This window comes from Amycolatopsis jejuensis (assembly GCF_000717335.1).
Taxonomy (GTDB): Bacteria; Actinomycetota; Actinomycetes; order Mycobacteriales; family Pseudonocardiaceae; genus Amycolatopsis; species Amycolatopsis jejuensis.
In genome coordinates this window covers 317,033-341,549 of sequence record NZ_JNYZ01000004.1, presented here as the reverse complement: position 1 = coordinate 341,549, position 24,517 = coordinate 317,033, and the positions used below count along the sequence as shown (strand labels likewise).

Sequence of the window (24,517 nt, the reverse complement as noted above, 5' to 3'; positions counted from 1 at the left end):
GTGGAGCCGTCGGTGCCGTGGCCGCAGCGGCAGCTGGGGCCGGAGCGGGTATGGCCGGTCACCGATGGCGGTGGGGTGGTCGTCGGTGTGGTCGACACCGGGGTCGACGGCAGTATTCCGCAGCTCAGCGGCGGCAAGGTGCTTCCCGGCCTCGACACGACCAAACCCGGCAACAGCCCCGCCGACTCCGACTGCTTCGGGCACGGCACGTTCGTCGCCGGGATCATTGCCGCGACACCGACGTCCGGTACCGGGTACGCCGGTGTCGCGCCAGGCGTGAAGATTCTCCCGATCCGTTGTGCGACAACGGACAGCCCCGGCCAAGAAGGCTCGCTCACCCCGGAAAGCATGGCGCACGGCATCCGCGCCGCGGTCGATCAGGGGGCGCGGGTGATCAACCTGTCCGCCAGTACGACCGAGCAGGTATCCGCACTCGCGGACGCCGTCGAATACGCCGCGCAGAAGGACGTCCTCGTCGTCGCCTCCGCTGCGAACGGCGCGAAACGCGGCGATCCGGTGACGTATCCGGCGGCGTACCCGTCGGTGCTGGCGGTCGGCGCGGTGGACCAGAACGGGCAGCACGCGGACTTCTCGCAGACCGGACCGTTCGTGTCGCTGGTCGCACCGGGTGTCGACGTGCTCGGACTCGGCCCCGGCGGGCCGGGGCAGTGGAAGGCCAGCGGGACGAGCTACGCGGCCCCGTTCGTGACCGCGGTCGCCGCGCTGGTCCGGGCGTACCGGCCGAATCTCACTGCGGCACAAGTGAAACAGCGCCTCATCGCGACGGCCAACCACCCCGCGGTCCCGCTGCCCGACCCGGCGCTCGGCTGGGGCACGGTCAACCCGCTGGCCGCGGTCACGACGATGCTCCCCGGCGAGGACGCGCCGGCGCCGTCGGCGATGGTCGCCCCACCGAACGCCCGCGCGGCCGCCATCCCGGACCCGGACGTGATCGGCCCGGCCCTCGCGATGGCGGGTGCCTTCGGCGTCGCCTGCCTGGTGCTGACCCTGCTGTTGCTGCGAAAGGTCTACGGCGCGGGAAGACAACGCCGCTGGAGCCGCGCCCGGGTGGTCGAGGTGACCACCCCGTCGGAGCAGCACTGAGACGAAGCCCCTTTCCCGCGCGCACCGGCCGACGGGAAAGGGGCTTTTCCATGTCCGTCAGCAGGAGTCTGCATGCGGATGGGGACGAGGGAGCCCGCGAGCCAGGTGAGCCGATGAAGTCCGGCCAGTCCGATGCCGAGCGCGATGGGCGCCCGGGAGCAAGCGGTCTCACCACGCCGGGGGACTCACCCCGGCTCAGCTGCGCCGCCGGCCGAGCGCTTGACGCGCCGCTCAGGACGGCATCGACTCCGGCGATCCTGAACTGTGAGCGGGCATCACCGACGGGCGAAGCATGAGCCCGGCCAGGGAACGGCGATTCACGGCAGGCCATCCGTGGGCCGCGGCGGGCGACCGACGGCAGGCAACCGGGACCTGTGCCGGACCAGGAGCGGCAAAATCCGGTCCGGCAATTCCGCTCGCCCATCGGTATTGTGTTGATCCTCACTTCAGAGTAGTGTTTCATTTCGGAGAAAAATTAGACCGAAGTCTACGTCCGACACGGCATTCGGAACTGTCGTTTCGGATCCCTGTCTGCGCCTTGCTGGCTGCAGTATGCAATTTTTTGCCTGTCGGATCAAAAAACACTGCCCTTGTGGGCAATTGTATTCGGTCGTGGCGGTCGAGTGTGGCCTCTCGGAGATACGTTCGCGTCATCGGGCCCGTTCGTACCGACTTCCCCCGTGGTGCCCGGTGCAAGTGAGTCAGCTCATGAAATGTGGAAGGCAATCATCGTTGTGACCGGGCCACCTCCTGTGGTGGCCCGGTAAACACCTCCGCTGGTGCATTCCCGGTCAGGGCGGACATTCTCACGCATCCTTTCAGAAATTGCCGAACCGCAGGCAACCGGGTGGCGAGGGAAGCTTCCGCAAAGCCAATCTCTCGGCGCAAGTTCAAGGAATTGTTCACCTTATGACAAGTATCACGATGAATCAGGCCGGGACCCTTTTGTCCGTCGAACCGCTGCCGGAGGAGCTCTGGCCGCGCGGTACACATACGGCGTATCGGATCACCTATCGAGGAGTAGGATACGACCGCTATGATCGGAGGATCAGCGGCTCGGTCTTCCTGCCGCCGGGTACGCCACCGGCCGCCGGTTGGCCCGTGGCCAGCTGGGCGCACTGTACGGTCGGCCTCACGAATGCCGACGCTCCTTCGGCCGTGGGTCTGCACCCGGCTGAGCGGAAGCACCTCGAGTACTGGCTGAACGCGGGATATCTCGTGGTGGCTACCGACTACGAGGGACTTGGCGGCGAGGAGCCGCATCCGTATCTCAATGGCGAGGCGGTGGCTGACGACGTCATCGACATCGTTCGCGCTGCGCGGCAGCTGGATCATCCAGTCGACACCCGGTACGTCGTAGCGGGTTTTTCCCAGGGTGCGCATGCGGCGATGTTCGCCGGCTTGATGGCCACGGCCTACGCGCCGGAGCTGGATTTCCGGGGCACGATTGCGATGGCCCCGCCACTTCGCCTTGCCCGGTTCCTCCGCGAGCAGACCGAGGACCCACAGGGCGTCCTCGAGCCGCTGGTGCCGATCATTCTTGGCGGGCTCACCGTCAGCCAGCCCGGTTTCCGGCCAGCCGACCATCTCAACGAACGGGGTGCGCAGCTGGTCGAACAGGCCAGGTCACAGCCGATGAACCACATCGCCGCCGTCGCCGGAACGCTGACCAATGCCGATGTCGGGGCCACCGGACTGGGTGACCAGGTTGCCGTCCAGGATGCCTTGCGGGCGGTCGACATCCCGATCAGCCTGATGGATCGTCCGGTCTTCATCGGCGTCGGCGGGGCCGACATCATCCTGCCGATGGAGGTCGTCGACGGGTTCATCCCGCAGCTGCGCGCCAGCGGTACTGCATTGCGGTATGAGAGCTACCCGGGAGTCGAGCACATCGACGTACCGGTGGCCTCGGCGGCAGACGCGGTCGCCGTCGCCGAGGAACTGGTCAGGCCGGCGCAGCCCACCGTCACGGACCGGCCGGAAAGCACAATCGACGATGCCAGGTTCCGGCTGCTCGACGTGACCGGTGACGGCACCTTGCAGGCCGACGACTTCGACGCGCTCGCGTTACGGTTGGTGCAGAGCTTCGGCCTGCCACCCCGTTCTCCTGGTGCGGCAGCGGTACGGGAAGGCTACCGGCAGCTGTGGGAGGCCATCGCGGAGCGCTGTGACGCCGACCGGAACGGCGAGGTCGACGTGGCCGAGTTCGGCGCCGGGCTCAGCCGACTGGGAGCAGCGGGCGCGGCGTACTTCGACACCGTCGCAGGAGGTCTTGCGAGCGCGGTGACGGAGCTGGCGGACACCGACGGCAGCGGACTTCTGGAGCCGGCCGAGTTCACCAGGATGCTGGCCGGTCTCGGCGTGCCCGCGGACCGGGCAGAAGAGGCGTTCCGCCAGTTCGACGCGGACGGGGGTGGCTCGGCCAGTACCAGCGAGATCATCGCAGCGGTACGGGACTTCCTCACCGGCAGGAGTGTCGAATCTCCCGGAGCCTGGTTGTTCGGTCGTGGGTGACCTCGCGCTCGGCCGGTTGGGCAGGGTCATCAGCGTCGAGGCCCTCCCGAGCCGGCTCTGGTTGCCCGGTGCCGGTCGCGCCGTGCGGCTCAGGTATCTCTCGGATGCGGCACTCCTCGGTCCGGCGGTGGTCGGCGGAACAGTTCACCTTCCGCCGGAACCTCCTCCGGAAGGTGGATACCCCGTGGTCGGATGGGGTCATTGCCTCCTCGGCCTCAACTCGGCGGACGCCCCTTCGCTGGGCGGGTTGCTGCGTGGCGAACGTGCCCACCTCGGGCAGTGGCTTGCCGCGGGTTTCGCCGTCGTGGTCACCGACTATCGCGGATTCGAAGAATTTCGTGCCCGCCCGCGGCTCGATGGCATCAGCGAGGGCTATGACATCCTCGAACTCGTCGCTGCTGCCCAAACCCTGCCTTACCCGTTGAGCAGCAAGTGGATCTGTGGCGGGTTTTCCCAAGGCGGGCACGCCGCACTGGCGGCGACCGTACGGGCGAACAGCCATCCGAGCGGCCGTGGACTGCTCGGCACCGTTGCACTCGCCCCTCAGTTGTGGCTCAGCCAGTTCATGTCCGAGGCGACCCGCAATCCGATGCAGGAGCTGCAACAAGCCGTTCCCCGCTATCTGACGGCGCTTCTCTTCAGCTTTCCGCTGGCCGGCCTGGACAGCGAGGTGCCGGCGACCGCCCGGCGGTATCTGACCCTCGCCGACAAGCTACCGCGCCGGCAATACGCCGCGGCAATCAAGGGCATCTCCAATGAGCAAGCCGGAATGACCGGAGTCGGAGACTGCCGCTCGATCCAGCACGTGACTGCCAGTCTCGACTTTCCTCCGGTTCAGGTGCCCCGGCCGCTTTTCGTCGCGGGGTCCGACCCCGACGAGATCGCCCCCGCGCCCCTGGTCCGGGCTTTTGCCGAAGCGCAGGCAGCCGCCGGAGTCCGGACCACGTACTGCCACTACGACAACACGGAACACATCGACGTTCCCGTCGTCGCGATGGAGGCTGCCGTGCGGTTCGGCAACGGCCTGCGAGCGGCTGCAGACCGGCTGGTCGTAACGGAGTAGCCGGAGTCTCCGGCCGCCACCGCATCCGGCGGACAAGTCCGTGAAGGGAACCATGAGGGAATCAGATTCCCTGATGGTTCCCTTCACGGACAGTGGCCCAGCGAGGGGAACCCGGGTCAGTCCCGGTCCGGTTTCTCTACGCCTTCCACCAGCGGGGTCTGCACGAGGCGTACCGATCGGCGGCGGTTCACGAACTGTGCCCGGCCCGGTGGCAGCGTCCGTGGTTTCAGGTTGCCAAGGAACGTACCCTCGCTCTTCGGGCACGACAGCAGCATCGCCGGGGTACCCAGTTCCCACATCCGGCGCAGTGCCTGGCTCATCATCGACCGGCTGGCGCCCGACGTGCTGCGGGCGACGATCACGTGGAACCCGATGTCCGCGGCTTGCGGGAGCAGGGCCGTCAGCGACTCCAGCGGGCCGCCGCCCGAACCTTCGGACAGTTCGTAGTCGTCGATGATGATGTACAGGCGCCCGCCTTCCCACCAGTCTCGTTTGGGCAGGCGGCTCGGGCTGATGTCCGGGCCCGGTACGCGTTTCTCGAGCAACGAGGCGACCCCCTCGATGGACGTCTTCAGCGCGTCCGAGCCCACCGCGTACTCCAGCTGGTACTCGGGCGGGACCGAATCGTGCAGTTCGCGGCGGAAGTCGCCGAACATGATGCGGGCCTCGTCCGACGTGTGGTGTGCGGCAACGGCCTTGGCGATGTGCCGCAGCAGGTTCGTCTTGCCGGTCTCCGCGTCGCCGTAGATGATCAGGTGCGGGCTGGTGTCGAAATCGTGCCACAGCGGGGCCAGCTGGACGTCGTCGATGCCGAGCGGGACCCGCATTTCCGCGGCCGGGTTCGGAGCCGTCGGGCCGGGCAGCTCCGGCACCGTCAGCTGGTGCGGCAGCAGCCGGACCTTCGGCGCGGCGGGTGCGCCCGGCACGGCCAGCGCCTCGGCCAGCTCCACCGTCGCGTCGGCGAGATCCTCGGTCTCCGGATCGCCGTCGATCCGCGGCAGCGCAGCGAGGAAGTGCAGCTGGTCCGAGGTGATTCCGCGGCCGGGGATCTGCGGCACGGTCGCCGCGAACCGGCTGTTCACCTCGGAGTCCACCGGGTCACCCAGCCGCAGCTCGAGCCGCGTGCCGAGGACGTCGCGCAGCCACGGCCGCATCTCCGACCACCGGTTCGATGCGACCACCAGGTGGATCCCGAAGCTCAGCCCACGCGCGGCGAGCTCGGTGAACCGGTCCTCGACGTCCTCGAAGTCCTGCCGGATCGTGTACCAGCCGTCCACCACGAGGAACACGTCGCCGTACGGGTCGACGTCGAGGTAGCGGCCCTCGCGACGGGCACGCCGGTAGCTGGCCATCGAGTCGATGTTGTGTTCGGCGAACAGCGCTTCCCGCCGTGCCATCAGGTTGATGACCTCGAGCACGGTGCGCGTGACGCGGTCGCGGTCCAGCCGGTTGGCGATGCTGCCGACGTGCGGCAGCTTGGCGAGCGACGTGAGCGTCCCGCCGAAATCCAGGCAGTAGAACTGCACCTCGGCCGCGGTGTGGGTGAGCGCAAGCGCGGAGATCAACGTGCGCAGCAGGGTGCTCTTCCCGCTTTGCGGACCGCCGACCACCGCCGCGTTTCCCTTGCTGCCGGACAGATCCGCGATCAGCAGCTCGCGTTTCTGCTGCGCCGGAAGGTCGATCAGCCCGACCGGGACGGTCAGCGAGCCGGTCTGCAGGTCGCCGACCGGACGCGGGCCGTACTCGGGGTGGTCCACCAGCGGCGGCAGCAGCTGGTCGAGCGTCGCGGGCTGCTTGAGCGGCGGCAGCCAGACCTGGTGCGCCCGCGGGCCGACGTCGCGCAGCCGCGCGATCAGGACGTCCAGCACGGTGTCCGTGCCGCCTTCTTCCTCCACCTGCTCCGGCTCGGCCGTCTCCTCGGCGGCCAGCGGTTCGATGTACTGCATGCCGAACGGGACGATCCGCTGCTGGGTCGAGTCGCCGCCGGAACTGCGCCGCTTCGGCCGATAAGGTGATGACGAATAAGCCCCCTTGAATCGCACCAGCGTCTGGGTGTCCGGGCGCACATATCCGTTACCCGGGCTGTTCGGCAATTCGTATGCGTCCGGCACCCCGATCACGCTGCGGCTTTCCATTGCGGAAAAGGTGCGCAGGCCGATCCGGTACGACAGATGCGTTTCCACCTTGTGAATCCGGCCTTCGTCGAGCCGCTGCGAAGCGAGCAGCAGGTGCACGCCGAGGGATCGGCCGAGCCGCCCGATCATCGCGAAGACGTCGATGAATTCCGGTTTGCTGGACAGCATTTCACTGAACTCGTCCACCACGATGAACAGCGCGGGCATCGGCTCCAGCGGGACGCCCTTCGCGCGGGCGGCCTCGTAGTCGCGCCGGGAAGCGTAGTTTCCCGCCGCCCGCAGGTATTCCTGCCGCCGGTTGAGCTCGCCGGTGAGCGCGTCCTGCATCCGGTCGACCAGTTCGAGTTCCTCGGCGAGGTTCGTGATGACCGCCGAAGTGTGCGGCAATTGGTCGAATCCGAGGAAAGCCGCACCACCCTTGAAGTCGACCAGCACGAAATTGAGATCCTCGGACGAATGGGTGGTGGCCAATGCCAGCACGAGCGTCCGCAACAGCTCGCTTTTCCCCGAGCCGGTGGCGCCGACGCACAACCCGTGCGGACCCATTCCGTCCTCGGCCGCCTCTTTGATGTCCAGTTCCATCGGCGTACCACTGCTCGTGATCCCGATCGGAACGCGCAGCCGCCGTTTGGCGGTCATCCGTTCCCGGCGGTATTTGGCCGGCTCGAAATGCGCGACGTCACCGAGGCCGAGCAACCCGGCGAGATCGTAGTCGACGGCCAGTGGTTCCTCGTCGGTGTTCGCCTCGCCGACGCGGTAGCGGGCCATCGTGCGGGCCAGCGCGGCGGCGGCGGTCTCGCTGAGCGAATCGGGACGGCACAACGGTTTCGTGTGCTGCTTGCCGAGCCGGTCGAAGCTGACCGTGCGCACCTCGTCGGCGGCGACCTCCAGGAACAACGCGCCCGGACGCGGGTACCACGGCAGCGTGCCGGACACGTCGAGGACGACCGTGTTGCGGTACCCTCCCTCGGTCGCGCGGTGGTCGCCCGGCACGTGCACGCCGTCGACGATGAGCACCACGTACGGCTCGGACGCGGTGATCGGCGTGTCGGCTTCGAACTTCGGCCGTCCGGCGAAATCCCCGTCCCCCAGCAGGGCTTCGACCTCGCCGAGGTCCATTCCGGACAGCCGGCGCGCTCCGGCCGCGTCCCGGCTGTCGAGATCCTGGTTGTGCGGCAGCCACTTCAGCCAGTCCCAGCGCTCGAGCCGGTCCTCGGCCGCGCACAGCGCAATCCGGACGTCCCCCGGCCCGTGCGCGGTCGTGAGCTGCCCGAGGATCGCCCGCACCATCCCGAGTATCGCCTGGTCGTCACCGCTGAACTGGATCTGCCCGAACCCGCGCAGGTACACCGCGATCGGCGCGTTCGGCAGTGTCGAGTACGCCCGCAGGAACCGGCGCAGGGCATGCGCAGCCAGCGGTTCGAGGTCCTCGATCGGCTTCGTGTCCGGCGGGATCAGCTTGAGCGTGGACCGCTGCGTGCCGACCCCGATCCGGACCTCGCCGAAGTCGTCCTGCGCGGGCCGCCGCTCCCACAGCCGGTAACCGAGCGCGATCGACCACAGCGCGCGCGGGTCAGGGTGGATCCAGCGGGCGGCGCGCTGCTGCGCGGTCAGCGACCGGCGGACCCGGCTGCGCAGCTGGGTGAGGTACCGGATGTAGTCGCGCCGGTGTCCGTGGAGTTTCTGCTTGTGGGTCACCGAGTTGCGCAGCAGCTGCACGAAGAGCATGCCGACCACGGACACCAGCATCATGCCGCCGCCGATGTAGGCCATCGCGCCGCCGCCGGGGCGGACGAACATCATCACCATGGCCAGCGAGCTCAGCGCCATCGGCGCGTACATCAGCACCGAGCTGATGCCGCCGCCGGTGTCCTCGGGGACGGCAGGCGGCTCCTGGATCTCGATCTCGTCGCTCGGAGCGGCCGGCTTAGGCCGCCGCGCCCGGCGCGCGAAGAGCACCGTGCTCATGCTTCTCCCTCGGTGAGTGAACTTCCCCTATTTCGTCCGCGCATGCCTCGAGCTGGGGATTTGCGGCCGGGCGATTGCTAGGGTCCGGTCGGTTGACGGTCCCGTGATCCCTGGCAGGAAGGACCTGGCACCGGATGGAGGAGCAAACACAGCATCGCACAACGACCTCGGTGAGGCTACGGTTCGTGCTCGGGAAAATGGCCACCGACGTGGCCCTCCCGGCCGAGGCCACGCTGGCCGAGTTGCTGCCCGCGGTGCTGCCGCAGTTCGGCGCCGAATGGATCGAGCAGGGTGCCGACCACGAGGGCTGGGTCGTCCAGCGCGTCGGCGAGGACCCGCTCGACGAGGACCGGACGCTCGCCGAGCTCAACCTGCTCGACGGCGAGACTGTCTACTTGAGACCGCGTGCCGACCAGCTCGCCGCGATCGACTACGACGACCTCGTCGACGGCGTCGGTGAGCAGGTCCGCGAGCATGCCGGTACCTGGAAACCCCGGCACACCCGCTGGATGTTCCGGATCGGCGCGGCCGGGGTGCTGCTCTTCGGGCTGGTGCTGATTCCCGGGATCGGCTCTGGCGTCATCCAGGCGTGCGTGGCGTTCTTCGCCGCCGCAATGCTGCTGGGCGGAAGTGCGCTGGTCGTCCGAAGTGTCGGAGATGTGCCTGCGGCGACGATCCTGGCCGGGATGGCAGTGCTGTACGGCGCCGAAGGCGGCGTGCTCGTGGTGCGCGCGGTCGACCCGGCTGCCGCACAGCCGGCGCTGGTCACGACGGCGCTCGCCATTGCGTTGCTGGTACTGAGTCTCGGTGCGTTCGCCGTGGCCGATTCGGCGTTGCTCTTCGCGGGCGCGATTATGGCCGTGCTGATCGTGATCATCACCAGCTTGATCGGGACGTTGTTCGACGTGACCGGTTCCGAAGCGGCCGGGATCGGGCTGGCGATTGCGCTCCTGATCGGCGTTTTCCTTCCGGCGACGGCATTCCGGCTGTCCGGCCTGACGCTGCCGATGCTGCCGACCGGCGCCGACGAGCTCAGCGACGACATCGAACCGGTACCCGCGAAAATGGTCATCGAACGCGGCCGGATGACCGCGGGGTATTCGACGGCGTTGCACGTCGGCCTCGGCTCGGGGCTGTCGGTACTGCTGCCGATGCTGATTGCCGAGGGTGGCGCGTGGCAGGTCGTGCTGTCGCTGGACATCGCCGCGTTGCTGCTGCTGCGGTCGCGGCATCCGAGCGGGGTCGTGCAGCGCTGGTCGGTGATCGTGCCCGCGGTGGTGTCGGTGATCGGGACCCTCTGGCTCGCCGCGACTTCCTCGGACGAGCTGGTCCGGCTGCTCGCGGTGTTCGTGCCGATGTTCGGCGGTGGCGCGGTGCTGATGCTGTTCAGCCGCGTTCTGCCGGGCAGGCGGCTGCGGCCGTACTGGGGCCGGGCGGTGGAGATCTTCGAATCCCTGACGGCCATTGCCGTCCTGCCGATCCTGTTGCAGGTACTCGGCGTCTACGCCTGGATGCGCGGATTGGCGGGGTGAGATGCAGTCTCGGCGGGATCAGGTACAGGCCTACTTCTTCGAGGTAGGCCGATTGGTGTCCGCCGTGGTGCACGGGCGGCCGGATGCCTTGCAGCAGCCCAACAAACGGCTCAACACCGGCATGTTCCTCGGCATGATCGCGGCCGGGGTGGTGATGGGCATCTTCGGCATCTACGGGCTTTTCGTGCCCGGCGGCGACACGTCGTGGCGGCATGCCGGGGCGATCGTGATGAACAAGACGACCGGCGCCCGTTACGTCTATCTCGACGACCACCTGCGTCCGGTGCTCAACTTCGCGTCGGCGAAACTGGTCGCGGGCAAGGCGGGCGGTCAGGTGTTCTCGGTTTCGGAGAACTCGCTGGCCGGCACCCCGGTGGGACAGCCGATCGGGATCTCCGGTGCACCGGACGCTCTGCCATCCACTTTGGACACCGGAGTGTGGACGGTCTGTACCCGGTCTCCCGGCACCGAGGTGGACCTGCTGCTGAACCGCCCGGTCGACGTGGCGCTGTCCGACGCACAGGCCATGCTCGTGGTCGGCCCGGACCAGGTGAAATACCTGGTGTGGCGCGGAAAGCGGCACCGGATCCCGAACCAGTCGGCGGTCGAGGCCCTCGGCTACGGTGGCATCGCCCCGATCGCGGTGAACGCGGCATGGCTGAACACCTTGCACCAGGCCAAGGACATGGCCGTGCCGGACACGCCGGGCGCCGGGGGGACGGGCGTGACGATCGACGGCAGGCAGAGTACGGTCGGGCAGATCTACCAGGTCCGCAATCCGGCCATCAACAGCGATCAGCTGTATCTCGTGCGGAGCGACGGAGTAGTGGCGTTGAGCCGGACGGCCGCCGCCCTGCTGCTCGCCGCACCGGGAACCAAGGCTGCCTACAGCGGGTCCCGCGTTGAACTCATCCAGGTGGGACCGGCGGCGCTCGCCGGGGTACCGAACTCCACGAGTGGTCCGAACCTCATGGCCGACCTGCCGCAGGCTCCACCGGAGATCGTGAACCCGTCGTCGAGCGCGGCTGCCTGCGTGGGTATTCCGCCGCAGGGCAAGGGCGATGCCGAGGTGACGGTGGGTCTGCTGCCGGTGAACGTGGTCACCGGAATGCCGCTCGCCCTGCACCCGGCCGGCGCGGCGGCCGACCGGATCTCCATTCCGGCAGGCCACGGGGTACTGGCCAAGGAGGTCGCTGCCCCCGGCGCGAACCCGGGAGCGACGTACCTCATCACGGAAACCGGCACGAAATACCCGCTGGCGAGCCCGGAAGTGGCCACTGCGCTGGGCTATTCGGACGGCTCGGCGGTGTCCGTACCGGCCGAACTGCTCGCCTTGCTGCCCCGGGGCCCGGTGCTGAGCACCGAGGGTGCACTCAAAGTTCAGGCCCCGGCAACATGACAGGGGTCACTCATGAGGGGAGTCCCGCCGGTTTGCGCAGCTGGGGCCCGGAGAGATCCATTCGAGTGAGGCGAAACCTACAGTAAAAGTCGTAAGCCCGGCTGTGGTGGCTCAGGTGGCCGCACAGAGACGGCAAACCGAACTGAGGAGGCCTCGTGTCAACCAGTGTCAGCCCTACGGTCGTCGATGCTCAGGTGAAGCGGCACGAAGAATTCAGCACCGACATCAAGACGAACGCGTTGAACCGTGCTCGGGAGGACGTCGCAGCTGTTCTTCACGTGAGCAAGAGCGGGCTCACCGGCGCGGTGGACCAGCTCATCAATGAATGGGCAAGCCGGACCGAGAACATCGTGCTTCGCCACATGCATGACATGGCCGAGTGGGTCTCGAAGGCGAAGACCGACCAGGTCAACCTTGATGACGACCACCACAATCAGGTCAAGAACATCCCGATCACCACCGGTGACTTCCTGCGCTGACCCACCACTTTCTGTCCGGCCACACCTTGAAAAGGAGTTCCCTGTGCCTGCTGATGACGCCAGGACTTACAACTACAACGAGATCGAGGCCTGTGTTCAGGCGCTGAAGAACCGATCGGGCATCATTGCCAGCAACGCGGATCAGTTCGCCTCTTCGGTCAAGAATGCACTGGTCGACTGGCAGGGTGAAACCGCCCAGCGGTACGACGGTGAAAGCACGAAGCTGAAGAACGAGCTGGGTGACAACTCCGTCTGGCTCGACCAGCGGGGGCGCCAGTTCCAGGATCTTTCCAATCAGTTCCACGACCAGGACAAGCGCAGCTCCAAGGCCTTCTGACCGTTTTTCGGAGCAGGAAAGGGGCCCGCTATGAACACCATGTTCAACGGTCCGGTACTGCGTGAGGCGGCAGCAAATCTGGAACAGGTCATGGCTGACATGTCCGTGTTCACGGAGCTGCGGTCCACTTCGGCCGGGCTCGGCAATTTCGACGCCGCACGGCAGCTCGAAGGAGCGGTCAACCAGCGGCGCGACGGGGTCGCCGGAAATGCGGACCAGCTGAAGACCTCGCTCACCACCATGGGGCAGACGCTGGCGAAGATCGTCGATGGTTTCGAGAATCTGGACGACAGCAACGCCGCCAAGGTCAGGTCCGCCGGGACCAGGACGTGGCAGGTGTGAGAAATGGCAGCGCGGCCGGCGCCGGGTCTGACTTTCGGGTCGGACCCGGCGCTGGACGCCGCTTTGCCGTCGATGGGTGAGGAGTGCGGGGAATGGCCGAGACGTCCTACAGCAGCGAGCGGGTCAAGAACGCCGCGATCAACCTGAAGAACATCCTTCAGGACCTGAAAGAGTTCGACGCGCTCAAGGAGAAGCGGCCGGACGCAGGCAAGTTCATGATCGCCCAATGGCTTGAGATGATCGTGGACGACCGGCGCAACGCGATCGTTGCGCACGCGGAGCACCTGAACCTCATCTTCAAGGAACTGGAAGCGAAGCTCACCAAGCTCGCCCAGGACTTCAACAACCTCGACGGCGACAATGCGAAGAAGTTCGGCAAGGAACTCACCGACCTGCAGAACCTGATCACGGAAGACCTCGGTAACTTCGACCAGAACACCGAGAAGGACCAGACGAACTACTCGAACAACTACAAGAAGGATCCGTCCGACGGCAACGGTTACAACGCCAACCTCGGCGCGGGTCTCGGCAAGAACGCCCCGGAGGACGAGAAGAAGGGCGATAAGAAGGACTGACCCACGCTGGTCGGTGCGCTGCTGACGGTTTCCCGGTCGCGGACGGTCCGTCGCTGATACCTGCTCGATCCGGATCTCTGGCAAAGGCTCTCGTATGTCGTCGTCGAACGTTGTCCCCGATGCGGGCAAGTACAATTCTTCGGCTCCGTCCCTGGATGTCGGGACCTATACCAGCTACGACGCGCTCGCCAAGGTGGCACAAGGCCTGATCGGCAGCCGGGATGCGCGAAACAGCCTGTCCGGCAACAAGACGGCCGAGGACTGGTACGACTTCGAGGGCCGGGTCAATGCCGCCGCGAAGCGGATCGGCGACATCAACCAGAAGTTCCAGCGAGAGATCAAGTCCCTGCAGGACAACCTGCACGGCGAAGCGGGCGACGCGTTCAACAAGTACGCCACCGACCTGCTGAAGAAGAGCGAAGATCTTTACCAGACCCTGGAGTCCCGCAAGTACGGCACCACCATCGGCAACATCGGGCACTCGATCCAGTCGTTCGGGGCCAAGTGGTGGGAAGCGGTCGACGCCGCCGAGAAATGGCGGCGGGAAAAGGTCGCCGAGATCATCGAGATCGGCCGCCAGGAAATGGCCAACGCGAAGTCGATCGGCGAGGTCAACCAGATCGCGAAGAACACGATCGCCTTGGGGGACTCGGCGGTCAAGAAGTCCGAGGACGACCTCGTCAAGAACCTGCAGGGCCTGTTGTCCGGTCTGGGCAGCCAGTACAGCACCCTCGGCCAGGAGCTGTCGCCGCTGCGCATCGCCGGTGGGCACGACAAGCCCGCGGGCGGCGGCGGCAGTGGCGGTGGCGACAAGAAAGACGATAAAAAAGACGATAAGAAAGACGACAAGAAGGACGACGGAAAGGGAGACGGAAAGGACGACAAGAAAGACGACAAGGGGCAGGGCAAAACAGAGCAGGACGACATCCTCGGCGGTGGCCCGGGAACCTCGGGTGGCGGCTCGGGCGGGGGCGACGGCTCGGGCGGCTCAGGCAAGGACGGTTCCGGCAAGGACGACAAGGGCAACAAGAAGAACCCCGCGGTCGACAAGGCGCTCGGCGACGCCAAGGACGCGGCAGGCAAGGCGATCGACGACCTCAAGGGCAAGACGAACGACCCGGAGGTCAAGAAGGCACTCGACGCGGCCAAGAAGGCGGCCGGCGACGCGATCGACGGCCTCAAAGGCGGCGGTACCGACGGCAAGGGCGGGCCGGGCACCGGCGGCGGCCTGGGTGGCGATACCCCGGGCGGCGCAGGCGGCGACACGCCGGGCGGTTCGGGTGGCGGCATCCCGGGCGGCTCGAGCGGCGGCACCGGCGGCGAGAACCCCGCGGGCAAGGGCCAGGACCCGGCGGTCAAGAAGGCGCTCGACGACGCCAAGAAGGCCGCGGGCAACGCCATCGACGGCCTCAAGGGCAAGAGCGACAACCCGGCCGTCGACAAGGCTCTCGACGACGCCAAGAACGCGGCAGGCAAGGCGATCGACGGCCTCAGCGGCGGTCTCGGCGGACCGGGCAGTGGGTCGGGCGGCCCCGGCTCTGGTATGGAGAAGAAACCGAAGACCGAGTCCGACCTGCCTGGGCCGGGTACCGGTGGCAGCGGCGGCGGCGACCCGCTGGGCGGCAAGGGCGGCGGCAGCACCCCGGGTGGCGGCAGCCCCGGCGGCGGTAGCCCCGGTGGCAGCAACCCCGGTGGCAGCAATCCGGCGGTCGACAAGGCTCTCGACGACGCCAAGAACGCGGCAAACAAGGCGATCGACGGCCTCAAGGGCAAGGGCGGCCCCGACGTCGACAAGGCACTCGACCAGGCGAAGGACGCGGCCAACAAGGCCCTCGACGACCTGAAGGGCAAGGGTGGCGAGGGCGATCACGGGAAACCGGTCGACCAGGCCAAGAATGCCGCCGACAAGGCGATCGACGACCTCAAGAACAAGAGCGACAACCCGGCCGTCGACAAGGCGCTCGACCAGGCGAAGGACGCGGCCAACAAGGCGCTCGACAGCCTGAAGGGCAACGATCACCCGACGCCGGAGCAGGTCGACCAGGCCAAGAAGGACGCCGACAAGGCGATCGACGCCCTGAAGGGCAACGACCCGGCGGTCAACAAGGCGCTCGACGACGCCAAGAACGCGGCCAACAAAGCGCTCGACGGACTGCTCGGCAAGGGCGACGGCAGCCACGGCGGCTCCGGCAACCCGGCGGTCGACAAGGCGCTCGACGATGCCAAGAACGCCACCGGCAAGGCGCTCGACGACATGGCCAAGAACACCAACGACCCGGCTGTCAAGCATGCGCTCGAGGAAGCGAAGAAGGCCGCGGGCGACGCGATCGACGGACTGAAGAACCACGACTTCGGCGGGGCTCCGCACGGTGGCCCCGGCGGCGGCGGCGATCCCGCGTCGCAGGCCATGCACAACGCGCAGGACGCGGCTCGCAAGGCCATCGACGACGCGCTGGGCAAGACCACGAACCCCGACGTCCGCAAGGCACTCGAGGACGCGAAGAACCAGGTCGACCGCGCTCTCGGGGGCGGAACGGCGGATCCGAAGACCCATCAGGCGCTGACGAACGCGAAGAACTCCGTGGACAAGACGTTCGACGACATGATCGGCAAGGCGACCGACCCTGCGGTGAAGAACGCGCTGCAGTCGGCAAAGGACGCGGTCGACAAGGCCATCACCGGTCTCGACAAGCCGGCCGACTCGCCGTTTGGCGGGGGGCACAACAAGAACGTCGACTTCGGTGGTGGAGGCGGCGGCGGGAACCACCCCGGCGGAAGCAACGGCCCGGGCATCCCGATGAGTTCCAATGGTCCGGACCACTCGCGCGCCCAGTTCGACACCGACATCGCCCAGCAGCGCGGGCTGTCCCAGCCGGCCACCGCGTCGGCGGGCTCGCAGTTCGGCGCGATCCGGCAGCCGATGTCCGGCGGGGCGGGAATCGGCGGCCCGCTCGGCGGAACGGGTGGCGGCGGGATGCCCATGGGCGGCGGAATGCCGATGGGCGGGATGCCCATGGGTGGTATGGGCGGCGGCGGTGGCCAGAACAACGAGCGGGAACCGCAGATCTGGCTGCAGGCCGACCGCGGTGCGTGGACCGAGGACGAGGACGACACCGGCGACGAGGTTCTGGGAAGGCGCTGAGTCATGGCGAACGGCACCGACGGTCTCACGTTCGAGCAGATCGTGCAGCTGATCAACGAGGTCCGCCCGGACACGTTCTATCAGCGGGCCGAAGTGTTCGACCGCGCTGCCCGGCGCGTGCAGGACGTGCTCGATCAGGTGCGCGCGCAGCAGAACCGGATACAGGAAGCGATGACCGGGCGGACGTCGCAAGAGCTCGACGACGTCGCGCGCGAGGTGGCGGCCAAGATCTCGCTGCTGCTGAGCGTGCTGCAGAACCCCGGCTACGGCGCGATGCTGCGCAAGGCGGGCGACGCATTGGCCGCGCACCAGCGCCGGATCGCCGACCTGCAGGCGCAGAAAGCCCAGCAGGACAGCGCACCGCCGGTCGAGGGCGGGCCGAGCCGGGACCAGATCGCCCAGTCGCAGAACCAGGCGGCGCAGCAGGTGCTGCGTGACTTGAGCACGGCGTACCAGGACATCACCGGAACGCTGACCCCGTTGCCGTACAACGATCCCCGGGTCATCGGGGGCGGCGGGGGCGGCGTGGTGAACGGCGGCGGCGGACAGGGTGCCCCGCCGCCCGGTTCGGGTACCGGCGGCGGGCACGGGGACGGGTCCGTACTGACTGATCTCCCCGGCGGCGTGCTGAAAGCGGCGTTCGGCAACGGTGGACCCGAGTCTCCGGGGAGTGCCTTTCTCCTGCCTGGTGGCAACGGTGGGGTCAACCCCTTCACCCAGGTGCTGGGCAAGTCCGACGGCGGCGAATCGCTGTTTCCCGGAATGGCCGGACCGCTCGGCATTGTCGGGGGCGGCGCGGGTACCGCCGGTGGCAGCGGTGGCGGGATGCCGGGGTATGGCATGCCGATCGTCGGGGGCGGGGTCGTCACCGGCGGGTCGGACGTGCTGAACCGGCGCGAGCGGAGTACGTCCGGGTCGCCCATTGCCGCGATTCCCGGGGTGACCGGCGGGGTACTGGGGAAGAAGGACGAGCGCAAACCTCAGCGGAAGGTCGCGGCGCCGGACAACGCGCCGGTTCCGCCGCCGCTCAGCCAGGTCGAGACGGTGTCGGCGGGGCTGGTCACGGCCGCGCAGGCGCTCGATGCGATCAAGACCACCTCGGGGACGCCGAACCTTCCTCCGCCGGTGCCGCAGACGTCGGGGCAGACCGTGTCGGCCACCGGGCAGGTGGTGAACCCGAACTCGATGCCGCCGGGGAATCCGCCTCCTGGAAGCCCGCCGCCCGGGAGTCCGCCGCCCGGCAGTCCGCCCTCGGGGAATCCGCCGCAGCTGCCTGGTTCGGTACCTCCGCCTGGGCCTGGGTCGGCCAACCCGCCCGGTTCGGTGCCGCCCGGGTCCGTCCCGCCCGGTTCCGTGCCGCCGGGTTCGGTCACTCCGCCGGGCACTACCCCGCCGGGTTCGGTCACCCCGCCCGCGACTCCGCCGGGTTCGGTTCCGCCGCCCGGACCGGGTAACACCGGGAATCCTCCGGTGTCGCACGGGGCCTTCGGCAACCACCCGACGCCGTACCGCGCGCCGGGTGGCGACGCGAGCACCGGGGGCCTGACCCCGCCGCCCGGCCCGATCGACCCGGAACGGCGCGGGATGGCCTTGCCGGGCAGTGGAACGCTGGCCGGGATCGGGCGCGGTCCCGGTGAGATCCCGAATCCGGCGACGGTCCGCGGGATGGTCGAGCCGATGCCGGCGGGAATGCAGTCCGGCGGATCGTCGATGGGCGGGTTCCCGATGTCGCCGATGATGATGGGCGGCATGGGAATGGGCGCGCAGGGCGGGCAGCAGAACTCGCGGATGGCGGCCGTCCCGAGCGAGCACCGGCCCGAGTTCGAGGACCCGCCGGTCGACGACATGGGCACGCTCGGCAGGAGGGCGTCCGTGCCGGCGCCGGAGGAACCCGAACCCGACTTCGCCGCACACCTCGAAGAGCAGCTTGCGGAACTTGACCGGTTGATGGAGAGAGGGAAGTGACGATGGTCGACTGGAGCATGGCGAACACCGATCCCGAGCGCGCGCTCGACGAAGCGTGGAAGACCATGGAAGCCGAGAAGCAGAAGCTCGAACGGCTCGGCAAGCACTGGGACGAGGCGACCATCAAGGTGCGCACCAAGGACCAGTCGTTCGAGATGACGTTCGACGGCCGGGGCGAGCTGACCGACCTCGCCTTCAACGGGGACCGGTATCGGAAGCTGCCGCCCGCGCAGCTCGCGCGGATGATCGTCGACACGGTGACCAAGGGCCGCGCCGAGGCACAGCAGAAGATGAACGAGGTCATGGGGGTGAACCCGGTGCCCGGGCTCGACCTGGAGGGCGTGGCGAGCGGGAAGGTCCGGCCGGACGAGCTGCTCGAGTCGCTGCTCGCGCCGATGATGGAAGGCATCACCAGCTTGGAGCTGAGCAACGCGGACGAGCCGTCGTCCGCGCAGAAGCGGGAGCGCCGCCATGGCTGACGATTTCTATCTCGACCCGGCTGCGTACCGGAATGTGACCCGGCAGCTTTCGGAAATCGGCGAGGATCTCGGCAGCTCCTACCGGCGTCTCGCCCGGGTGCTCGACGACAACGAAGGTTCGTGGGGCTACGACGAGATCGGCAAGAACTTTCAGGAAGGCTACTACAAGAAAGCCACCGAGTACCGCGACGGCTACAGCAAGGGCGAAGTCAACATCACGAAGTCCGCCACCGTCTCGCAGAAGAACGCGGACAACCTCGCGAAACTCGACGACGACAGCGCGCGGAAACTCGACAGCGAGTACGACCCGAACCCGTAATGGCCGGGTGATCCGGGCACCATTCGTTCTGCCCGACTCACGAAAGGAGGTGCACAAGAATGTCGGGCGGAAAGGACGAGGGCGGCGCGGGCGGTTCGGGCGGGCACGGTTCGGGCGGCGACGGCGGCGGGGCGGTACACGGCGCCGGTTCCTCGCACACCGTCCACCTGCCGGCGGGACTGCAGAAGTTTTTCAAGGTAGTACTGGGGATGTCGTGGCCGGAAGGCGACGAGTACAGCCTCTGGCAGATGTCGTACGCCTGGACGCAGTTCGGTGTCGATCTCGCCGATCTGGCAGCGCGAGTCGAAGCGCTCAGCCCGAAAGCCGCCGAGGCGATGAAAGGAAAGACGGCCGACGCGTTCAACGATTACCTCAACACCCTCAGCAAAGGATTCCGCGAAGGCAAAACCACGGCCGACGGATTTGCCAAGACGACGAAGAACGCCGCGGCGGACATCCAGAAAACCAAGATCATGTTCATCGCGATGGCCGCGATGGCGCTGGCCACCGTTATCGCGTTGATCGCCTCGCTGTTCGGGGCATTTGCCGTACCGGCTTACGAAGCAGGCGTACGGGCGGCCTTGACCGCGATCTGGAATGCACTCGTCGCGGCGATCAAGCGGACGACGCTGAAGAGCCTGGCGCAGGTCATCACGCGGATCGTGTGGACCGCGACGAAGTACGCGGCCGTCGGTGCCGGGCTGATGGGCGGCCTGGACGGCGGCATCCAGGTCTGGCAGAACATGACCGGGGACCGCGACGGCTTCGACCTGAAATCCATCAAGAACTCCTTCATCGGCGGCGCGATCGGCGGCGCCGTGTTCGGCGCGGGCGCGGGCGGGGCGCGGTCGTTCATCGGCAAGGTGTTCGGACCCGGCGGCAAGAACGGGCACCTGCCAGGGGGAAAGCCGCCCGGCGAGATGGGCCCCGGCGGCAAGCCGCCTGGCGAGGTCGGTCCCGGTGGTAAGCCGCCCGGCGAGGCAGGCGGCGGGAAGCCCGGTGGGGAGAATCCCGGTGGCGGGCACGAAAAGCCCGGTGGCGGCGAGGGTACCGGCAAGAACGGCGGCAAGGAGGGCTCGGGCGGCGAGAAGCCCGGGTTCGACGGCGAGGGTGCCGGCAAGGGTGGTGGCGAGAAGCACGGCACGGACAAGAACGAGGGCCCCGCCAAGGGCGACGGGAACGAAAAGCCGGTACACGGCGGGGAAAACGGCGGTTCGAACGGCGGATTCGGCAACAACAAGTCCCACCAGCCGAACTCCGGTTCGGAAGGCCGTCCCGGTGGTTCGGAGGGGTCCGGCGGCGGCAAGAAGGTGCCGCCGAACGCGCTGCGGTTCCCGGACGGCACGCACGTCCCGGGCTACATCCTCGGCCCGGTCGAGATGATGTACGCCGGAATGCAGGTGGGTCTCGTCGGGGTCAGCAACTACTTGGTGAACAAGGCGACCGGGCAGAACCACGCGCTGTGGGAAGGCATGCTCAGCGGGCTGTCGGCGTTCGGCCGGAACAGCAGCATCTCCCCGAAGGTCGACACGGCAATCGAAAACATCGGTGGGATGTTCGGCAAGGGTCTCGGCGATGTCCTCAAAGGACTGGGCAACCTGCCCGGCGCAATGCACGAAAAGCTCACCGGCGGCGGCCACGACGGCGGCCCGTTCTCGGACACGACGCCCCTGCTGGGCGGCGAAGACGGCCACCGCACCCGAGGCGACAGCGACGGGTCCTCGATCCTTTCCCACCCGGGTTCGATGTTCGACGAAACCGCCCCGCCGACGACCCCACTATCCATTATGGACGGTGTCTCCCACGGCGGCAAAGCAACCCTCGACCAGTTCCTCGCCCACCCGGAAACCACCTCGGGCGGCCCGCACGGCACCGAGAACACGAGCGGCCCGACCACGATCTCGGACGGCCCGGGGCAGAGCAGCGGCCTGCCGTCATCGTCCGACCGCCCAGGGTCGGAAGCCACCACGGGCGGGTCGCTTTTGGACACTCCGGTGCCGGAGTTGAAGACTCCCGCGCTGGGTGATGGTTTGCAGCAGCATCATTCGGGTTCGGGTGGGTCGCTTTTGGACACTCCGGTACCGGAGCTGAAGACCCCCGCACTCGGCGACGGCGGACAACACCATTCGGGCTCCGGCGGCCCGACCCTTCGGGTTCGGAGGGTTCGCAGCGGCCGGGTGGTTCGGAGGGTTCGCAGCGTCCTTCGGGTTCGGAGGGTTCGCAGCGGCCGGGTGGTTCGGAGGGTTCGCAGCGTCCTTCGGGTTCGGAGGGTTCGCAACGGCCCGGTGGCTCGGAAGGCTCGCAGCGTCCCTCCGGCGGCTCGGACGGCACCCAACGCCACGAGCCCCCCGGTCCGACCCATTCGACCCCGACCGACCAGCCGGTCACCCGCCCGAAGCTGTCGATCGACACGACGGTCGGCGGCCCGGACCACCAGGCGGAATTCTCGTCCCGCCCCCCGGTCAGCCCCCTCACCGACGACCAGCGAGCCTTCCTCTCGAACAGCCCGGTAAGCCCGATCGGCCACGACGGCGGACTGCCCCCGTCGACCCAGGCAGGCGGCCCGCCGGTAAGCCACTCGACCGGCGGCCAGACCGGCCCGTCCGGTTCGACCCACTCGACCGGCGGCACACCCGGTTCGACCCACTCGACGGGCGGCCCGGGCCCGTCGACCGGCGGCCCGTCGGGGGGACCCGGCCATCCGGCAAGCGGCCAACCCACCCCGTCCGGCGGCGAAGGAGGCCGTACCGGCGGCGAAGGAGGTCGCAGCGGGAGCCCGTCGAACGTCCCGGAAACCCAGTCGAAGCAGCCCACGACGACGACGTCGTCCTCCGGCCCGGCGCGCACCACGCAACCGAACGTGACGTCGCACCTGGACAACTCCTCGAACCGGCCGACCGCACCTTCGGGAGACAACCGCCTTTCTGGCGACAACCGCCTTTCGAGCGACAACCGTCCGTCTGGCGACAACCGCCTTTCTGGCGACAACCGCCTTTCGAGCGACAATCGCCCGTCTGGCGACAACCGCCCGTCGAGCGACAACCGTCCGTCGGGTGACAATCGCCTTTCTGGAGATAACCGTCCGTCGGGAGACAACCGCCCGCAGGGCGACAATCGCCCCGTGGCTCCGGATAACCGGACGCCCGCGCCGGATGGCCAGGTCGAGCGCCCGACGTCCGGTTCGGGCTCGGGCCAGCCCCACCAGTCGCCCGAGCGTCCGACGGAGCGCCCGTCCTCCACGCCGGTCGAGGAGCCGGTCTCGCATTCGCCGAACCGGCCGTCGCCGACGTCGTCGTCGGAGCATTCGTCTCCGCCGGAACGCACTCCCTCGGCCGATCGGTCGCAGTCCACCCCGGACCACTCGACGGACAACCGTCAGGGCGATAACCGTCCGACCGGCAACCGGACTGAGAACCGACCGTCCCCGGAACAACCCCTGCCGGACCCGAAGCAGGCTCCGCAGCGGCCGCCGACGTCGGGCCCCGCCCCGGCCGACCGCACGCACCTCACCCAGCCGAACGGCTCGGACCGCACCGGCTCCGGCAGCTCCCTGGACCGCGGCCCCGACCGTCCCCAGAACAACCCGCCCACGTCGATCGACCGCCCCACCACCGAACGCCAGCCGACTCCCCAACCCACTCCCTCCGACCGGCCGACCCCACATCAGCCGACCCCTTCGGACCGGAGCGGTCAGGGCACCCCGTCCACTTCGGGCCTCCCCGGTCAGAACACCCCCTCCACTTCAGATCGGCACGGCCAAAACCAGGCCCCAGCTCCGAACCAATCCACCCCCTCCACCCGTCCGTCCGAGGGCGGCAGCCCCGACCGCCAGCAGTCCAACCCCTCGGCCAACTCGTCCGACAAGCCGAATACCCAGGGCAGCGGGCACCCCGACCGGCAAGTGCCGAAATCCGGTCCCCGCCGCGAACCTCACGATGTCGTGGCCGCTGCGGCGGCAGCCACGTACGTCGCGACCGGGAACCACGCTGCTGCCGAAGGGCATCACCCCGGCGGCGGTGGTGGCGACCGGACCCACGACGGCGTCGTCGGCAAGACCGGCAAGACCGGCAACTGGGACGACCGCCGCAATTCGGCGCCACCCACTCGGGTCACCGGTGCGCGTACCGGGCCCAGCAAGGGGGACGGCGTAACGATCGCGCCGATCCGTTACGACATCAGGCATTTCGAGGTCGAGCCGGGCAAATGGGTGCTCGACCTGACCGTCCCGGTGGATCTCCTTTCCCCTGGCCACTCCGACGTGCCCGTCGCGTCGCGGCGCGACCTCGCCAACCGGATCCAGGGTGACCTCGACCGCAACTTCAACCACCGTTACACCGCGAAAAACGGTCCGTTCGTCGGCAGCCAGCTCCACTTCAACCTCGAAGCCAAGACCCCCAACGGCGTTCCGGACGGCTGGCGGGCCGACCCGAGCCGCAACGTGCCGGTCGAAGTGCACGACCCGAGCGCTGTCGGCAGTCATCTCGACAACTACTTCGGCCACCTCGGCCTTCCCGAGGGCAACCACCCCGGAGACCGGTTCGCCGGCGGCAAGACCCTGTCCCCGAACCAGATCGACCATCTCGCCACCCCGCCGATGGGCGATGACGTTGTCTCGCACGGACTCGGGGACCAGCGGCCGTCCACTTCGGACGGCCACAATGGACCCGGCGGTGAGCAGCCGAAGACGACGGTCAGCGACGGGCCGCGGCGAGGCCCTTTCCACGACGGGGCCGAGCTTCCGTCCGGCACCAAGACCGTGCGCAACGGCAAGGGCGATCTGATGTACGTCCAGTTCCCGGACGGCATCAGCCACGAGCGCGGCCTCGACGGGAACTGGTCGCCGGGAAGGAAGAAGAGCGGCGAGATCGTCGTCAAGAGGACCCTTTGGTCCACCCGCCGGAAGCTCACCGACGGCTCGCGCGTCTACCTTCCACGAGGCAGTGAGTACGTGCGTGACAAGACCACCGGCAAACCAGTTGCCTACCGGCAGACCCACGACAGGGCCGGAAACCGTCTCGATGAACCGTTGGTTTTCCTTCCTGCGAACGGGAAACGCTGGGATAGGGCGACTCATCCCGGATCTGGCGGCGAACACAAGCCGATTTCGTCGGCGTACTACGAGGCCTGGCTGGCGTCCGCGAACCGGGCCCACGATGCGGCCACC

The 24,517-nt window shown here is 68.1% G+C and carries 15 protein-coding genes; 14 read left to right on the top strand and 1 reads right to left on the bottom strand.

The window, feature by feature from the left end:
• The first annotated feature begins 12 nt into the window (after positions 1-12).
• The 3 genes from mycP to OO71_RS47055 all read left to right on the top strand — a co-directional run bounded on the left by mycP (position 13) and on the right by OO71_RS47055 (position 4,681).
• A complete protein-coding gene (gene mycP, locus OO71_RS06210; protein ID WP_245633580.1) occupies positions 13-1,104 on the top strand; it encodes a type VII secretion-associated serine protease mycosin in 1,092 nt (363 codons plus the stop codon).
• 1,158 nt (positions 1,105-2,262) lie between these two features.
• Positions 2,263-3,618, top strand: coding sequence for a lipase family protein (locus tag OO71_RS47060; RefSeq protein WP_162186037.1), 1,356 nt, complete (start codon positions 2,263-2,265; stop codon positions 3,616-3,618).
• A 184-nt stretch (positions 3,619-3,802) separates the two neighbouring features.
• A complete protein-coding gene (locus OO71_RS47055; RefSeq protein WP_156096195.1) occupies positions 3,803-4,681 on the top strand; it encodes an alpha/beta hydrolase family protein in 879 nt (292 codons plus the stop codon).
• A gap of 116 nt (positions 4,682-4,797) precedes the next feature.
• Here the strand turns inward: OO71_RS47055 and OO71_RS06195 are convergent, their stop codons facing one another.
• Positions 4,798-8,784, bottom strand: coding sequence for a type VII secretion protein EccC (locus tag OO71_RS06195; protein WP_033288622.1), 3,987 nt, complete (start codon positions 8,782-8,784; stop codon positions 4,798-4,800).
• 170 nt (positions 8,785-8,954) lie between these two features.
• On the opposite strand from OO71_RS06195, the gene eccD reads away from it, so the two are divergent.
• The 11 genes from eccD to OO71_RS47050 all read left to right on the top strand — a co-directional run bounded on the left by eccD (position 8,955) and on the right by OO71_RS47050 (position 21,866).
• Positions 8,955-10,316 carry a type VII secretion integral membrane protein EccD gene (gene eccD, locus OO71_RS06190; RefSeq protein ID WP_245633579.1) on the top strand — a complete coding sequence of 454 codons (1,362 nt, stop codon included), beginning with the start codon at positions 8,955-8,957 and terminating at the stop codon, positions 10,314-10,316.
• Between the two features lies 1 nt (position 10,317).
• Positions 10,318-11,715, top strand: coding sequence for a type VII secretion protein EccB (eccB, locus tag OO71_RS06185; protein ID WP_033288620.1), 1,398 nt, complete (start codon positions 10,318-10,320; stop codon positions 11,713-11,715).
• A gap of 155 nt (positions 11,716-11,870) precedes the next feature.
• The gene (locus OO71_RS06180; RefSeq protein WP_156096194.1) at positions 11,871-12,194 is read left to right on the top strand and encodes a hypothetical protein; all 324 of its coding nucleotides are present in this window, start codon (positions 11,871-11,873) and stop codon (positions 12,192-12,194) included.
• A 43-nt stretch (positions 12,195-12,237) separates the two neighbouring features.
• A complete protein-coding gene (locus OO71_RS06175; RefSeq protein ID WP_033288618.1) occupies positions 12,238-12,531 on the top strand; it encodes a hypothetical protein in 294 nt (97 codons plus the stop codon).
• Between the two features lie 30 nt (positions 12,532-12,561).
• A complete protein-coding gene (locus OO71_RS06170) occupies positions 12,562-12,873 on the top strand; it encodes a DUF2563 family protein (protein ID WP_033288617.1) in 312 nt (103 codons plus the stop codon).
• Positions 12,874-12,965: 92 nt separating this feature from the next.
• The gene (locus tag OO71_RS06165) at positions 12,966-13,448 is read left to right on the top strand and encodes a hypothetical protein (protein WP_051791088.1); all 483 of its coding nucleotides are present in this window, start codon (positions 12,966-12,968) and stop codon (positions 13,446-13,448) included.
• Between the two features lie 94 nt (positions 13,449-13,542).
• Entirely contained in the window at positions 13,543-16,590 is a 3,048-nt protein-coding gene (locus tag OO71_RS06160) for a hypothetical protein (protein WP_033288616.1), read from the top strand.
• 3 nt (positions 16,591-16,593) lie between these two features.
• Entirely contained in the window at positions 16,594-18,555 is a 1,962-nt protein-coding gene (locus OO71_RS06155) for a coiled-coil domain-containing protein (protein WP_033288615.1), read from the top strand.
• A 2-nt stretch (positions 18,556-18,557) separates the two neighbouring features.
• Complete coding sequence (locus OO71_RS06150) at positions 18,558-19,034, top strand: YbaB/EbfC family nucleoid-associated protein (RefSeq protein WP_033288614.1); 477 nt, start codon at positions 18,558-18,560, stop codon at positions 19,032-19,034.
• On the top strand, positions 19,027-19,353 hold the full coding sequence (locus tag OO71_RS06145; protein ID WP_033288613.1) for a hypothetical protein: 327 nt from the start codon (positions 19,027-19,029) through the stop codon (positions 19,351-19,353). Before OO71_RS06150 ends, OO71_RS06145 begins: the two co-directional genes overlap by 8 nt.
• Positions 19,354-19,412: 59 nt before the next feature.
• A complete protein-coding gene (locus OO71_RS47050) occupies positions 19,413-21,866 on the top strand; it encodes a WXG100-like domain-containing protein (protein ID WP_051791086.1) in 2,454 nt (817 codons plus the stop codon).
• The last annotated feature ends 2,651 nt before the right edge of the window (positions 21,867-24,517 follow it).

What these genes read in the sequence shown, in the direction of transcription:
- OO71_RS06195 (WP_033288622.1), bottom strand. Translation starts at nt 8,784, where the DNA reads ATGAGCACGGTGCTCTTCGCGCGCCGGGCGCGGCGGCCTAAGCCGGCC.
- eccB (WP_033288620.1), top strand. Translation starts at nt 10,318, where the DNA reads ATGCAGTCTCGGCGGGATCAGGTACAGGCCTACTTCTTCGAGGTAGGC.
- OO71_RS06170 (WP_033288617.1), top strand. Translation starts at nt 12,562, where the DNA reads ATGAACACCATGTTCAACGGTCCGGTACTGCGTGAGGCGGCAGCAAAT.
- OO71_RS06165 (WP_051791088.1), top strand. Translation starts at nt 12,966, where the DNA reads ATGGCCGAGACGTCCTACAGCAGCGAGCGGGTCAAGAACGCCGCGATC.
- OO71_RS06160 (WP_033288616.1), top strand. Translation starts at nt 13,543, where the DNA reads ATGTCGTCGTCGAACGTTGTCCCCGATGCGGGCAAGTACAATTCTTCG.
- OO71_RS06155 (WP_033288615.1), top strand. Translation starts at nt 16,594, where the DNA reads ATGGCGAACGGCACCGACGGTCTCACGTTCGAGCAGATCGTGCAGCTG.
- OO71_RS06150 (WP_033288614.1), top strand. Translation starts at nt 18,558, where the DNA reads ATGGTCGACTGGAGCATGGCGAACACCGATCCCGAGCGCGCGCTCGAC.
- OO71_RS06145 (WP_033288613.1), top strand. Translation starts at nt 19,027, where the DNA reads ATGGCTGACGATTTCTATCTCGACCCGGCTGCGTACCGGAATGTGACC.
- OO71_RS47050 (WP_051791086.1), top strand. Translation starts at nt 19,413, where the DNA reads ATGTCGGGCGGAAAGGACGAGGGCGGCGCGGGCGGTTCGGGCGGGCAC.